At 49.7% G+C, this 13,712-nt stretch carries 10 protein-coding genes, 1 pseudogene and 1 CRISPR repeat array; of the genes and pseudogenes, 4 read left to right on the forward strand and 7 right to left on the reverse strand.

Annotated features, from left to right (window positions below):
• Window positions 1-7: 7 nt before the first annotated feature.
• Window positions 8-1,498, reverse strand: coding sequence for an N-acetylmuramoyl-L-alanine amidase family protein (locus BBD42_RS00440; RefSeq protein ID WP_237163310.1), 1,491 nt, complete (start codon window positions 1,496-1,498; stop codon window positions 8-10).
• A gap of 265 nt (window positions 1,499-1,763) precedes the next feature.
• Between BBD42_RS00440 and BBD42_RS00445 the strand changes: the two genes are divergently transcribed.
• A complete protein-coding gene (locus BBD42_RS00445; protein ID WP_099516540.1) occupies window positions 1,764-3,563 on the forward strand; it encodes a sulfatase family protein in 1,800 nt (599 codons plus the stop codon).
• Window positions 3,564-3,701: 138 nt separating this feature from the next.
• A CRISPR array of direct repeats spans window positions 3,702-4,341; the repeat unit is 33 nt; unit sequence GTTTCAATCCACGCACTCCGTACGGAGTGCGAC.
• Between the two features lie 227 nt (window positions 4,342-4,568).
• Here BBD42_RS00445 and BBD42_RS00450 read toward each other — a convergent pair.
• The 3 genes from BBD42_RS00450 to BBD42_RS00460 are packed head-to-tail and all read right to left on the reverse strand — an operon-like array spanning window position 4,569 to window position 7,416.
• Window positions 4,569-5,144, reverse strand: a complete 576-nt coding sequence (locus BBD42_RS00450) for an RNA 2'-phosphotransferase (RefSeq protein WP_099516541.1) — start codon at window positions 5,142-5,144, stop codon at window positions 4,569-4,571.
• A gap of 3 nt (window positions 5,145-5,147) precedes the next feature.
• Window positions 5,148-6,566 (reverse strand): RtcB family protein, encoded by a 1,419-nt coding sequence (locus BBD42_RS00455; RefSeq protein WP_099516542.1) that lies wholly within the window; start codon window positions 6,564-6,566, stop codon window positions 5,148-5,150.
• A gap of 58 nt (window positions 6,567-6,624) precedes the next feature.
• The gene (locus tag BBD42_RS00460; RefSeq protein WP_099516543.1) at window positions 6,625-7,416 is read right to left on the reverse strand and encodes a nucleotidyltransferase domain-containing protein; all 792 of its coding nucleotides are present in this window, start codon (window positions 7,414-7,416) and stop codon (window positions 6,625-6,627) included.
• A 444-nt stretch (window positions 7,417-7,860) separates the two neighbouring features.
• Here BBD42_RS00460 and BBD42_RS00465 point away from each other — a divergent pair.
• Window positions 7,861-8,029: pseudogene (locus BBD42_RS00465) on the forward strand (cysteine synthase A); the annotation flags it as partial.
• Window positions 8,030-8,131: 102 nt separating this feature from the next.
• On the opposite strand, the gene BBD42_RS00470 reads toward BBD42_RS00465, so the two are convergent.
• From BBD42_RS00470 to BBD42_RS00480, 3 genes are all read right to left on the reverse strand, one after another.
• A complete protein-coding gene (locus BBD42_RS00470; protein WP_099516544.1) occupies window positions 8,132-9,253 on the reverse strand; it encodes a slipin family protein in 1,122 nt (373 codons plus the stop codon).
• Between the two features lie 20 nt (window positions 9,254-9,273).
• Window positions 9,274-9,555 (reverse strand): hypothetical protein, encoded by a 282-nt coding sequence (locus BBD42_RS00475; protein ID WP_099516545.1) that lies wholly within the window; start codon window positions 9,553-9,555, stop codon window positions 9,274-9,276.
• Between the two features lie 305 nt (window positions 9,556-9,860).
• On the reverse strand, window positions 9,861-11,315 hold the full coding sequence (locus tag BBD42_RS00480) for an RtcB family protein (protein ID WP_237163311.1): 1,455 nt from the start codon (window positions 11,313-11,315) through the stop codon (window positions 9,861-9,863).
• A gap of 222 nt (window positions 11,316-11,537) precedes the next feature.
• Here BBD42_RS00480 and BBD42_RS00485 point away from each other — a divergent pair, with 222 nt between their 5' ends.
• Together BBD42_RS00485 and BBD42_RS00490 are read left to right on the forward strand one after the other, a co-directional pair.
• The gene (locus BBD42_RS00485) at window positions 11,538-12,857 is read left to right on the forward strand and encodes a WYL domain-containing protein (protein ID WP_099516546.1); all 1,320 of its coding nucleotides are present in this window, start codon (window positions 11,538-11,540) and stop codon (window positions 12,855-12,857) included.
• Window positions 12,844-13,692 carry a WYL domain-containing protein gene (locus tag BBD42_RS00490; RefSeq protein WP_099516547.1) on the forward strand — a complete coding sequence of 283 codons (849 nt, stop codon included), beginning with the start codon at window positions 12,844-12,846 and terminating at the stop codon, window positions 13,690-13,692. Before BBD42_RS00485 ends, BBD42_RS00490 begins: the two co-directional genes overlap by 14 nt.
• Window positions 13,693-13,712: the final 20 nt, after the last annotated feature.

Here is a 13,712-nt window from a genome sequence, read left to right on the forward strand (position 1 = left end):
AGCTGTACTATTTAATACCCAAATATTCTTTAATTCCCTCAACGATGCCTTTTGCCATACGCATTTCCACCGTTTCATTCGTAATAACCGCCAAATCCGATGCATTGCTCATAAAGCCTGTCTCTAGCAGAACCGCTGGCATCGTTGTCTCTCGTATGACGTGATAGTTGCCGTATTTCACTCCGCGATCTCTAAGTCCAGTCGCTTCCACCAAATAGCGATGAATCGTCTTAGCTAATGGTATGCTCGAATCCCGCGCATAATACGTCTCTGTGCCTGAAGCTGTAGATGTCGTGTAGCCGTTCGCATGCAGGGAGACGAATAAATCGGCATTCAGTGCATTTGCCAGCTTCGCACGATTCGAAAGGCTGAGTGTAGTATCATCCTTTCGCGTCATCACCACATTAATGGCAGGCACCTGCTTCAGCAGCTGCTCGACTTTCAAGGAAAGCGCCAGATTGATTATTTTTTCCTGCAGCCCTGTCAGCGCCACCTTGCCTGGTTCTACACCGCCGTGGCCCGGATCAATGACGACGATTTTTTTGCCGTCTGAACTGATTGGCGGCACAATCGGTGCACCGCCTACGTCGCCGTCCACATTAAGGTCTACGACATAAAGGCCAGAATCATCGCTGACAAGCTGATAGGAGGTCGCCTGTCTCAAATCCAAAACGATGCGAATAGCCGACGGCTCGCGGGTAAACAAAGAATAACGCACCTTCGTAACATCTGAGCTGTCCGTAATGACAAGTTCGCCCATCTGGCTGCCATTCAAAGCTTGTCCATCGCCAAACGACGGTGCAAAAGCCGAATTTGGCAAATCGATGACGAGGCGATCAGGCGCCTTCATCGTGAAAATTTTCGGCCCTACTTTGCCGCTTGTCGTGACGATAAGCCGGTTGTCATTAAAACTGATAGCGCTTACTGTTGACACGCCACTCGGGATAGCTCCATCAATAATGGTGCCTCCTGTTTCGGAAGGCGGCGGAGTAACCGGATCATTTCCAACCTCTTCGTCTATCACCTCTGGAATCGGGCTCGTTAAAGTGACCGTCTTCGTCGTATTGTTCCAGCCAACCTTGAGATTCATCTGCTCGCCTACGAAGCGCAGCGGAACGAGCGTTGTTCCTTTTTTCATTACAGGAGGAGCATCGATATCGATGGCAGCCGTATTGACCTTTGCCGCTTTCTGGCCTACCGTCATTTCAATCAGCGTGCCTTCCTTACTAATTGTGACCGTCTGTGCCTGCTTATTCCAGAGCACGTCGTAGCCCAAGCTTTCCGATACGATCCGAATCGGGATCATGACTTTTTTGTCAATGATTTCGGCTTTCGTATTTTCCGGCTGCACGAGCTCTGTTCCGTCCAAAATCACCTTCGTATCCACCGCTGCTGCAAAGCTATCGTTTGGGAACGCCACTAAAAGCATAAATAATACCATTAAAAACCCTAGCCTCTTCATCATATTCTCCTGCCATTGTGTCTTTTTTTGAATCATTGCAACCTCTCTTCTCTGTACAATTTCAATTTTTTCCATAAAAGAATAGACGATATAGTTTGGTAAAAGTTGCAAGAGCCCTAACCAATTAGGAGAATAGATTTAATGGAGCCCCTAAGGTGCATTTCCACGGTTTAATTAACTCTAGTAAAGTATTTACTCAAAAAGCTAGACAGTGCGCCTCAGACTCCATGCGCTGGGCCTCTTCTTTTCCAAGCCATTGCCGCATAATCTAGGGTTAAAATAATACCCTGGGGGTGCTGTCATGAACAGCCAACCGCTCTCAAGAAAAAAGCCTAATTTCCTTGTCATTCTCGTCGATGAGGAGCGATATCCTCCCTTTTATGAGAACGCGGAAATTAAGCAATGGAGCAGAGAAAATCTCGTAGCCCAGCAATTTCTCAGAAAATCGCACAGCATGGAATTTCACAGGCATTATATTGGAAGCGCAGCGTGCTGTCCGAGCCGGGCAACGTTGATGACCGGGCAATATCCTTCTCTCCACGGGGTCAGCCAAACGACGGGAATTGCCAAGGAACCGTTTGACTCGGATATGTTTTGGCTGGGCAGCAATACGGTGCCTACGCTAGGGAATTATTTTCGCGAGGCAGGATATCAAACCTACTATAAGGGAAAATGGCATTTTTCCTACCAAGATATCATTATCCCTGGCACGCATCAAAGCGTCCTCAGCTATTCTCCCGAGAACGGTATGCCAGATCGAGCACGGGAGGAGCTGTATTTGCATGCCAATCGAATGGACGATTTCGGATTTTCCGGCTGGATTGGCCCAGAGCCTCACGGCAGAGACCCGCGCAACTCCGGCTCGTCTGCTGCTATAGGCCTGAGCGGCCGAGATATCGTCTATGCCTCCGAAGTGGTTTCCCTGATTCAGGCTCTTGCCCATGAGAAAGAGCGAAATGATGCGGCAAAACCATGGCTCATTGTGTCATCATTTGTGAACCCGCATGATATTGTTTTATACGGCGCTCTCGCTGCACAGCTGCCTACCTTCAATTTTGACATCGGGCCAATGCCTCCGGTCGCGCCAGCGCCGACCCAAAATGAACCTTTAGATACGAAACCGCGCTGCCAAAAAAGCTACCAGCAAATCTATCCGCGCGCGCTGCAGCCTATTATTAATGAGCCTCATTACCGCAAGCTCTATTACCATTTGCAAAAACAAGCCGATATGCAAATGCAGAAGGTGCTTGAAGCTCTCGTCCAAACGTCTGCCTATGACGATACGATTGTCATTTTCACTTCCGATCACGGGGATTTGCTTGGCTCCCACGGCCGCCTTCATCAAAAATTTTACTGCGCCTATGAAGAGATGCTCCATGTTCCTTTGATCATTCACAGCAAGCAGCTGTTTCCGAAGCCAGAGCCGCAGCTATTCAACACCCTTACCAGCCATGTTGATCTGCTTCCGACTATGCTTGGGCTGGCTCAGGCTAACGCAGGCGACATCCAAAGCCGCTTGCAAAAAAAATTCAGCGAGGTCCATCCCTTTGTCGGCCGTGACCTGTCCAGCTTTATTTTAGGGCATAACACATCCGAGCCCGTAGAATCACCGATTTATTTTATGATCGACGACGATGTTACGCGGGGCCAGCATCAAGTTAATCCCATCGGAATACCATTTCCTTCCGTTGTTCAGCCCAATCATATTGAAACGGTAATTGCCCCTCTCTATAACGATAACAACAAACAATTATGGAAGTATTCCCGCTATTATGATAACGAGCAGTTTTGGAGCGAGCCGGGAACTAGAGACGTAACCTTTCAGCCGACCGCTTCGCATGCCGGGAGTGCAGCCTCCGGGTCACCCTCTGCCTCTAATATCTGCTATGTTGCAGCTATCAAAACCGTTCCTGTTGCTGAGGAATACGAGCTGTATAATTTGACCGCTGACCCGCTTGAAACACGCAATCTCGCCCATCCTGCCTTCGCGACCGAGCAGACGAAACGCATCCAACAACAGATGGCACAGCTGCTTGACGAACAACGACAGCAAAAAAGGATAAAGCCTTATCTTACTGGCTTATCGCCAGACGAATTATAAACTCGGCAGCCTGAAATTCCTTTCACTGCCGAACATAAAAAGAGTATGGAGGCTATTAAAACCTTCATACTCTTTTTGAATTGTTTGAAAAAGGCTGTCTGACGAGATGTTTAACCCTCAATACTATGATTTTATGGAGTTTCAATCCACGCACTCCATACGGAGTGCGACGTATCAACACCTATAGATGATCCAACAGAAATGCAGTTTCAATCCACGCACTCCATACGGAGTGCGACTATGAGTATGTAGCACGCGTCATTTATAATCAAAGTTTCAATCCACGCACTCCATACGGAGTGCGACGCTTCCGTTCAGCAGTAATTGCCCTTTCTACAGCATGTTTCAATCCACGCACTCCATACGGAGTGCGACGCAATTTATGATGTAGATTACCTGAGAGCGAGGTGTTTCAATCCACGCACTCCATACGGAGTGCGACTCGACATGGCTAATACGCGTCTCAATGCGGAAAGGGTTTCAATCCACGCACTCCGTACGGAGTGCGACGTTGGTTGCCGATTGCGCGAGCGTAGCCAGAGTAGTTTCAATCCACGCACTCCGTACGGAGTGCGACTTGTCCCGTATAGGGACGATTGTCGCAACTGTGTTTCAATCCACGCACTCCGTACGGAGTGCGACGCTATGAGTCTTCAACTGCAAATTTTCCATTTTCAGTTTCAATCCACGCACTCCGTACGGAGTGCGACAAGTTAACTTTTTTCCGAGCCGGCATTGAGCTGCAGTTTCAATCCACGCACTCCGTACGGAGTGCGACAGCGAAATTACATACAATTGATCCCATCATGGCATCAATTCACGATCTTTTCAAGAAAAATAATGCTAAGCGTATATGATTAAAACATTGACTTTTTAGAGAGTCACTCAATTTCGACACTTATCGACATTTTCCGAGGTGCGAATCTCCTAGGGATTTCATGGGAGCTTCACATTCGCACCAAAGGACGGCTATGATTTCCTCTGCTCAAATTGTAATTCTTGCACCTAAGTTTTCGCCGTAACAATCGGCAAATCATATATCCGGCAGCAGGCCGCCGGAATCTCCTCAGCCAGCCAGACCTCATTGCCAGCATAATAAAAAACAACCCCGAGCTCCGCGGCCAACTGCGTATCCACTGCCAAAATCGCCAGCTTGCCCCTTCGGCTGCCTGCAAGGGCTGCAAAATCCAGCCCCTCCGACAGATGGCAATATTGGCGGCCCATCGCCTGAATGCCTTCGCGCAAAATAGCCGCTACCACCGCTTCATTCGTGCCATGATACAACACTTCCGGCGGCACCGCAGCCGGATAGCTCACCTTTTGCACGCTATGCCCATAACGGGCGCGGATGCGCCCGTCTGCAAGCTCAAAGCGCTGCTTCGAGGAGCGCTCCACAACGTAGCGAATATGCGCTTCCGTTATGCTGCTCCAATCCGGCTGCCGATTAATGGCGGCCAGCAGCTCGTTAAGCAAGCAGGAGCCATCCGCTTCATCAAGTTCAATGCCGAACTTTTCGGGCGCATGCCGCAATATTTTGGTCATCATCTTGCTGAGGCTTTTTTCCCGTTTATCCGTTAACATCGCTTAAGCCCCCTTAATTGTCGCCAGCGGCTTGCATTTGGCCACAACCTCAGCCAGACCAGCGCCGACGACACTCTCAATAATTTGATCGACATCCTTGTACGCCTGCGGCGACTCATCGACCATCGACTCCAGCGAACGCTGGTTGAGAACAATTTCGTCCTCCATCCCTACCCGCATTGATGCGGCAAACTCTTCAACTGTAATGAGCCGTTTGCTCGCACTCCGCGAGCGAATGCGACCAGCGCCATGGCAGATGGAGTGGTAATTGTCGCGTCCACCCGGCTTGCCTACCATAATGTAGGAAGAGGAGCCCATCGAGCCGGGAATGAGCGCCGGATGTCCCGTTTCCTTGTATGGTTCAGGGTTATCCGGATGCTGGGCAGGGAGCGCTCTTGTCGCCCCTTTGCGATGGACGAAATACGAATGCCCGTCATGCTCTTCCTCCCATGCGTAATTGTGCATGAGATCATAGAGCGTCGACATTTCAAATTTGCTGCCAAAAACATCCTTCCCCGCCTCGCGAATCGCATAAGCGATGAGGTGTCGGTTGACGACCGCATAATTCAGAGCGGAATACATCAGCTCTACATAATCTTTGCCCAATTGATGTGCAAGCGGCGCGAACACCAGCTTGGGATCAGCGGTGCCTAGCCCTTCGGCTTTCATCATTTTAGTCATATTGCTGCTGCAATATTGGCTTACTGAGCCGCCCCATGCGCGCGAGCCAGAATGAATCATGATGACGACCTGACCATCCTTCAAGCCCCAGGCTTCCGCAATTTCGCGGTTTTCCTCGGGAATTTCAATCGCCTGAATTTCAGCAAAATGATTGCCCCCGCCAAGCGTGCCAAGCTGGCGATGCGAGCGATGCCATACCCGTTCCGGGAACAAGTCCAGCGCACCGCCTTCCACATAAAATTTGCTGCTTTCCACATGCGTCAGCGAAGTCGCTTTGCGCGGTGTATAAGCATCCGGAATATATTTTTTCGGCAAGCCGTGCAATCCTTTTTTCACAACATGCTCTAAGCGAATATCTGAAAAATGGCCCCGCCCATGCTCTTCCATCGGCAAATATTTCTCAATCGCCTTCACCAGCTTGCGGCGAAGCTTCACATCCTTCAATTCATCCTTGTGCAAATTGGTCAAATGAACCCGCATGCCGCAGCCGATATCGCTGCCGACAATGGAAGGCGAGACGTAGCCGTCTTCCATATTCCATACTGCCGTCGTTCCAATGCACGTACCTACGCCCACATGAACGTCAGGCGTGTAGCCCATATAAACTTGATTCGGTATTTGCAAATTGTTATTTGCAAGCTCAAAAACTTTATAATCCAGCGCAGCAAACAGCTCCGGCCCCGCATATACATGCACCTGCCCCGAAGGCAGCTTCACTTGTTGATAATAGTTGTGTAACATCAATTAAATTTCCTCGATTCTTATGCTGCGGCTGCGCCCTGCCGCCTTGCCTGCCGCTCTATTCCGCTCTGGGCCCCCATACTTCCCGGAGTGCTGAGCGAAATAGTTCATCCAGCGCTTGATCCTGCTTCTGCCCCGAAGCTGGCGCTTGCTTTGCCACTTCCTCGTAATAGGCGATACGCCTAGCGAGAAAATCGTTAATTACGCTGATTTTCGGCTCCAAATCCAGCTCGATGCCTGCTTTCTTGCGTTCAAGCAGCGTGAGCACCTCGCGTTTAAGCGACGAATCTGGCACCAGCTCATGCACTAGCTCCTCAAATGACAGAGGAGGCACGGTGCCTCGCTCTTCAACCCATTGGCAGGCGAGCACCGGGCGCAGCACGTAGAAATATTTTTTAATTTTCACTTGGTCGCCCTGCAAATACTCGCGAAAGTTCCCTTTCGCCATATGCAAATAATGATAGATGCTGGAGCGCGGCGAGAAGTTCGCCGGAGCAGCCTCGCGAATTTGCTCCGCTACCGTCGTCTCCTCCATATAGTGGATCGGCGATTGCAGCCATTCCAGCAGCGGCGGATTCGATTTACGGAATAAATTCAGCGCTTTTTTCAAATCCCAGCCGTTAATATCGAGCATGTCGCTGATTGGGCGTTCAATCACATCGCGCTGCTCAAAAATCGATAAATACCAATTCGTCTCCCGTACATAAATAAATCTTACATCGTAATCACTGTCCTTCGACGGGAAGCCCCATGCGCGGCTGCCTGACTCACAGGCATACACGATACGCACGCGTTCCTCCGCTTCTATTTTGCGCAGCTCGGCTGCTATTTTAGCTTTATAATCGCTCATCCGAAGCCCTCCTTTGTTTTTTTGGCAACAAAAAAAGAAGCTACGGACATTCGAGCATCGTCCATAGCTTCTTAAGTAATTAGAGCTATTGCAAATCGGAATAGACAGCGCACAGCTGACCTATAATCCTTCGCCTTACAGCAGTTGGTTCCGCTGAGGCCGACCCGCATGGACGTTAGCTATGAAGTTGGTTTGTGGGATAATCATCATATTTACGGACATTTGTTTCGGCCTCCCTTCAAGTTATTTCGTTCATCTTACTCGCGTACCCAGCATTTGTCAACCCATTTTTAACTAATTCACGATGGATGCTGTTCTATTGCAAATCATTTAATTATTTAGCACTGTTTAAATCATAGTTAAACAGTAGGATTAAACAAAGCAGGAGGAGAAAAATTGGCTCATATTCATAAAAATTTAACCGAACTAATTGGAAATACGCCGCTGCTTGCGCTTGGCGCCGAGCTGATTTTAACACCGGAAGCGAAAAGGCATGACGGGCGCCATTAGACGGGCTGAGCAGCTTGCTGCCGAGACGCCAAATTCTATTATCCCCCAACAGTTCAACAACCCTGCCAATCTGGAAATTCACCTAAGCACAACCGCAGAAGAGCAATGCTGGCAAAACCATCGTCGTTCTGCTTCCAGACAGCGGAGAGCGTTATTTATCTACATCGCTATTCCCTTCTATCGACTAGTAATAGATTTCACCTTATCATTCTTGCTTTGCACTCAGCAGCGAGTTGAGCTGCTCCAGCATGTTGCCGCCGCTGGACAGCGAAATCGTGCCGATTTTCTCGCAAATTTTTTCCATGAACTCAAGCTCTTTGAGGCGGTACAGCGTCGTATTTTCATCCATCAGCTTCGCTGTGTTCAGCAGGCTGCGGGTGGAAGCCGTCTCCTCGCGGCGGGTGATGAGATTGGCTTGCGCCTTCTTCTCCGCAATAAGCACCGTGTTCATAATATCCTTGATATCGCCTGGCAAAATAATGTCCTTCACGCCTGCCGACAGAAACTGGACGCCGTAATCATCGCCCTTCTCATTGAGCCGGGAAAGCACGAATGCGGCGATTTCCTGCTTCATCTTCAGCAAATCATCGAGGCGCAGCGTACCGACATATTCCCGCAAAATCAGCTGCAGCACAATGTACACCTGATCTTCAAACGATTTAATCATCAGCACTTTAATCGGATCAGTGATTTTGTATTGGCAGACGAAGTTAAGCCGCAGCGTCACCTTGTCCTCCGTCATCATTTCCTGTCCCGTCAAATCAAGCTGCTGCTGGCGCAAATCCGTCTTGCGGACGAGCACCGTCGTCGGACCATTCCAGAAATAATATTTGCCCGGAGCCAGCTCCCGCTGCATCACATTGTTATAAAACAATGCCGCTGTCTCATAATTCGCGACCTCCACGCACTGGTAGTAGCCATTAAGCTTAGACATAATTGCCAGATTAATGTCCTTGCTGATCTCAGGCTGGCGAATATCCGCATGAACGAACGTATGCTTTTTCAGTACATTCCAGAAAATATGCTTGCCTGCCGTCAACAAGGAATTAAATTTCCCATCTACATAATGCAGCACATATTCAAAATCCTGCACCTCAACGATCGTAAGCTGGGCGAGCAGCTCCTGATCATGCAGAAACATATCGGCATCCTTGCCCGTAACTTGAAAACGCTTCGTCACATTCAGTACAGTCGCCGTTTCCTCGCGCCATGTTGACAACCGGTATTTGCCTGGCTGCAAAAGCTTAATATAGCCGCCTTTACGGAACAAAAGCGCGCGCTCATCATCCTGTATAATCAATGGATTTTTAAATTTAGCCGTCGTCATATAAAGCCACCTCATTCAGGTTATTTAAACGTTAGATTGATTGATTTGTCATTTGATTTGTTGTGATTCTTGCAATCAGGAATGCTTCCTGCGGTTAAAGCGGAATCAGGCTTAAGAGCACCGTCAAGCGCAGCAATCTGCGCGGTGCTCTGCGAAGCATAGCGGCCGCGTTCAACTTCAACCGGCCGATCCTTCGCTTTGCTAACCGCTAAATATACCCGCTTACCCTGCTCGGTATCCACCGATTGCATAGCCGTGCCGCAGCGCCGCCGTATAGGCCGGCAGGAGCATTCCTGCTGCAAGAGTCTCTCATTTTTTGACTCCTTGGAAGGGAGTTGATGTGTGCTATAGCGTAGCTACAGCTGCTCCAATGCTCCGTATCAAAACGGTTGGGATTCGAACCCGGTTCTAAAGCTTGTGGGGCTCCAAGCTTCATGCGCTTTGCAGCACACAAGCGCACAGTGTACGCCCGTACTGCTGGATCATACTGAAATCCATGCCATGGCAAGCCATAAGCTATGCAGCCCAAACTATTATTGAAGTTATCTTAAATAGCAAAGTTAAGGAGCTGCGAAGAAATTAGCGGTGCATTATTTCGTCGCAGTCTCTAAGTGCCTTTAATGGCAGCCATCGGCTGGCATTTGGCAACGACAGCGGCAAGCGAAGCGCCGACCACACTGTCGATAATTTGATCCACATCCTTGTAAGCCTGCGGACATTCATCGAGAATATCCTTCAGCGAGCGGTGGTTGACCAAAATTTCATCGTCGCTCCCGACGCGCAGCGATTGCTCAAATTGATCGACGGTGACGAGTTCCTTCGTCGCCCGTCTCGATCTGGCGCGCCCCGCACCATGGCAGACGGAAAAGAAGTTTTTCACTCCTTCATCCTTGCCGACCATAATATAGGATGCCGTTCCCATCGAGCCTGGAATGAGGGCAGGATGCCCCGTCTCCTTATAAGCAGGCGTATTTAAAAAATGGTTCGGCGGCAGCGCACGCGTCGCACCCTTCCGATGAACGAGCATCGGCTGCTTGCGGTGAAACTCCTTGAGCGCGTAATTATGCATCAGATCATAAAGCACAGGCAGCTGCATCTCCGGGCCAAAAACATCCCGGAACGCTTGCTGGACGCCAAATGCAATCATATGGCGATTGCTGACGGCAAAATTCAGCGCCGAATACATGAGATTCAAATACATTTGACCCTCGCGGCTTGCAATCGGTGCATACACCAGATTTGGATCAGGGTTGCTGATTCCCCACTGGTACATCGCTTCTTTGATGACCTTGTTATATTCACGGCCTACGGCAGCGCCCCAGGAGCGCGAGCCGGAATGGATCATGACGACGACCTGGCCGTCGAACAAGCCCCATTTTTCCGCCAATGCGCTGTATTCCTCATTGATGTCCAAATATTGAATTTCAATAAAATGGTTGCCGTTGCCGAGCGATCCCAACTGCCCATGGGCATTACGCATAATACGGGGCGGCAAATGCTCCAGCGCAGCATGGTCGAAGGCGAATGCTGCTTGCTCGACATGCGTCAGCCATTGCTCATTAGGCACATACTGGGCCGGAAGCCCTTTTAGCCCGTCTTGCACAACGCTCATAATATCAATATCCGCGTAATTCGTATTCGTTCGCTCGTGGGTTGGTACGTATTGTTCAATCGCTCTAATTAATGCGCGGCGCACCTCTTTATCCTGAATATCGCGCTTATGGAGCGGCGTTGTATGCACCCTCATGCCGCAGCCGATATCCGATCCCACAATCGACGGCGAGATAAAGCCATCCTTCATATTCCAGACGGCCGTCGTTCCAATGCACGTTCCTACTCCAATATGCGCATCCGGCGTATAACCCATATATTGATTGCGCGGAATGCGCAAATTGTTATCAGCCATTTGATATACATTAGGCTCAAGGGATGCAAACACTTCATCATTTGCGTATACATGCAGCTTTCCGTTTGGAAGGCTGAGCTCGTGGTGATTGGTTCCTTTAAGCTGAATCATCTTCTCCAGCACTTGTTTTGTCATATCATTCATTGTGTTGGCCATTGCTGTTCCTCCTTCATTCTGCCCTGCGTCATTGACGCTCCGTAGCCGCTCTTATGGATCTGATTTTGCCTTAAAAATCCCTCCTCGAACATGGCGAAAGTATTACGACCAGGAAAAATATAACGTTTTTTCACGCCTATGGTCTTTTTTGACAACGCTACTAATCCTTCATAGAATAAAACAATAGATAGCGAGAGTAAGCTGGAAGGCAGGGGACCACCGTTGGCTAAAGAAAGCTTCGATAAAGAGATTCAGTTTCTGCGCATGCTTGTGTTAACAAGCGGAGCCTATAATCGGCAGCAATTCGCAGATCGGCTCGGCATCTCCATTCATACATTTGATAAAACGATTAAAAAGCTCAAGGAAATTGTAAACGCCGTCTACCAGCAGCTTCCCGAGGAACAGGGCAAGGAATTTGCAGAGACCGTTCGTTATAGCTATTTTGATTCTGCCGACCCTATGCTGCTCTTTCTATTCCGCGCCAAGTCGCTGAAGGAAACCGAGAGCAAGCGTATTTCCCTGCTGCTGGAGACGCTGCAAAGCGGCAGCGCCATGACCGCCATGGAGCTGATGGACGCTTGCTGCGGCAATATGCCCGCTGAGCTGGCGCCCCCGGATGAGAAAACGGTGCGCAGCGATCTGAAATATTTGGAAGAGGTCGGCGTCATCCGCAAAGAACCGGGGCCTCGTCCCTACCGCTACCGGCTGGCAAACGAGCTGGTGCAGGAGCTGACGGAGGAGGAGCTGCTGGATTTATACGATTTTGCCGACGTCATGGCAAATACGCATGTTCCATCCGTGCAGGGCTACATGCTGCGCGACAGCTTGAAAAAGCATTTGCAGCGCACGCAGGAGGACAACGTCACGCTGGACGCTTTTTTGTATAAATATCACTTTTACTCCCGCCTGCTGGATGAAGCCCATTTATTCAGCCTGCTGGCCGCCATTCGCGAGCGACGGAAGGTGAAATTTCTTTATTTTTCGCCGAAAAATGAAACCAGCTACGCCTCTCGCAACACGAACCCTTTGTTCGAGCGCGATACAACGGGCAAGGAAGAGGTCGCCATTCCGATTAAAGTCGTATACGACCACCAGTATGGACGCTGGTATTTGCTCGGCTTTCGCTCTGACAAAGTGATTGTGAAATACAGGATGGAGGGCATGACGCAAATTGAGGAGGGCGAGGCTGTGCCGCAGGAGCAATTTGAGCAGCATATGGCACAGCTCGAAGCGCGCACGGCGCAAAGCTGGCTCATTGATACGGGAAGAACCGTTACGGTGCGTGCCCGTTTCTTTCACCCTGTAGGGGCACCGCACAACTTCATTAAGGAACGCGTGTTGCTGCAAGGCCAGTGGGGACGCATTATCGAGGAGGCTGGCGCAGATTCCTTCATATATGAAATCGAAGTGAACGGCACGTTCGAAATCAGGCCTTGGCTGCGCAGCTTCGGTTCAAGCTGCGAGGTGCTGGAGCCTCTCCGTTTGCGCAATGAGATGATTGACGAATGGAAGGAGATTGCTGGCTACTATGAATCCGTTTGAGAAAATATTCAACTATCAGCTCATGTCCCGCCTTGAAGATTCCGGCACCTTTATGGTAACGGGGAATGAACGAAGCTGGCTAAAGGCGATGCTGCAGCATCCTGAAGCGGTGCAGGCTTTTGCGCCCGGAACACTCGCGAAGCTTGAAAGCCTGCTTGAGCAGGACAGCGTTATGGAAACAGCCGGTCCGCTCATTCAGAAAGCTGCCAGCAAAGAGCTGCAAGTGTACCACCCGCTGCTGCGCCAGCTTAGACGCTCGATTATGCATCGCAACCAGATCAAGCTGAGCTACATGATCAAAAACGGCAGACAGCATGAACACCAAGCTGGCGTGCCCTATAAGCTGGAATATTCCATGGTGAAAAAAGAATGGTATTTGCTCTGGTATCACCAGCGCCACAGGACATTAATGAGCACAAAGCTGCAAACGATTCTCGCCATTCAAGATATGCCTTGCGAGCCCGAGCGTTATGTACAGCTTTCCGCCTCCATTGAGGCGCTGCTCACTAAGCGCAGCACAAGTGCAGTCATTCAGGTTATGGAAACGTATAATGCGGAGCTGTCGCGAATTTTGTACGCTTTTTCCTGCTTTGAGAAGGTTGTGTCCTACGATGACCAGCTCAACCGTTATACGATTAAGCTGACATTTCCAAGTAATGAAGCAGAATATGTTTTGTCAAAAATCCGCTTCCTCGGCAAGCGAATTAAAGTGAACGAAGGCGATTATTTGCTGCGACGCATGCGTGAGGCATCGTCCCTTGCGCTCGCCAGATATGGAGCGTCGCCAGATCAGCAAGCACTCCAAACCGATCGATTGGTTCAAAAAACGGATTAGATGTCCCGCTCTTTACCAAG

It is taken from the genome of Paenibacillus sp. BIHB 4019 (genome assembly GCF_002741035.1).
Classification (GTDB): Bacteria; Bacillota; Bacilli; order Paenibacillales; family Paenibacillaceae; genus Pristimantibacillus.

Coding starts and splice junctions, on each gene's coding strand:
- BBD42_RS00440 (WP_237163310.1), bottom strand. CDS start 1,498: ATGATTCAAAAAAAGACACAATGGCAGGAGAATATGATGAAGAGGCTA.
- BBD42_RS00445 (WP_099516540.1), top strand. CDS start 1,764: ATGAACAGCCAACCGCTCTCAAGAAAAAAGCCTAATTTCCTTGTCATT.
- BBD42_RS00450 (WP_099516541.1), bottom strand. CDS start 5,144: ATGTTAACGGATAAACGGGAAAAAAGCCTCAGCAAGATGATGACCAAA.
- BBD42_RS00455 (WP_099516542.1), bottom strand. CDS start 6,566: ATGTTACACAACTATTATCAACAAGTGAAGCTGCCTTCGGGGCAGGTG.
- BBD42_RS00460 (WP_099516543.1), bottom strand. CDS start 7,416: ATGAGCGATTATAAAGCTAAAATAGCAGCCGAGCTGCGCAAAATAGAA.
- BBD42_RS00470 (WP_099516544.1), bottom strand. CDS start 9,253: ATGACGACGGCTAAATTTAAAAATCCATTGATTATACAGGATGATGAG.
- BBD42_RS00480 (WP_237163311.1), bottom strand. CDS start 11,315: ATGGCCAACACAATGAATGATATGACAAAACAAGTGCTGGAGAAGATG.
- BBD42_RS00490 (WP_099516547.1), top strand. CDS start 12,844: ATGAATCCGTTTGAGAAAATATTCAACTATCAGCTCATGTCCCGCCTT.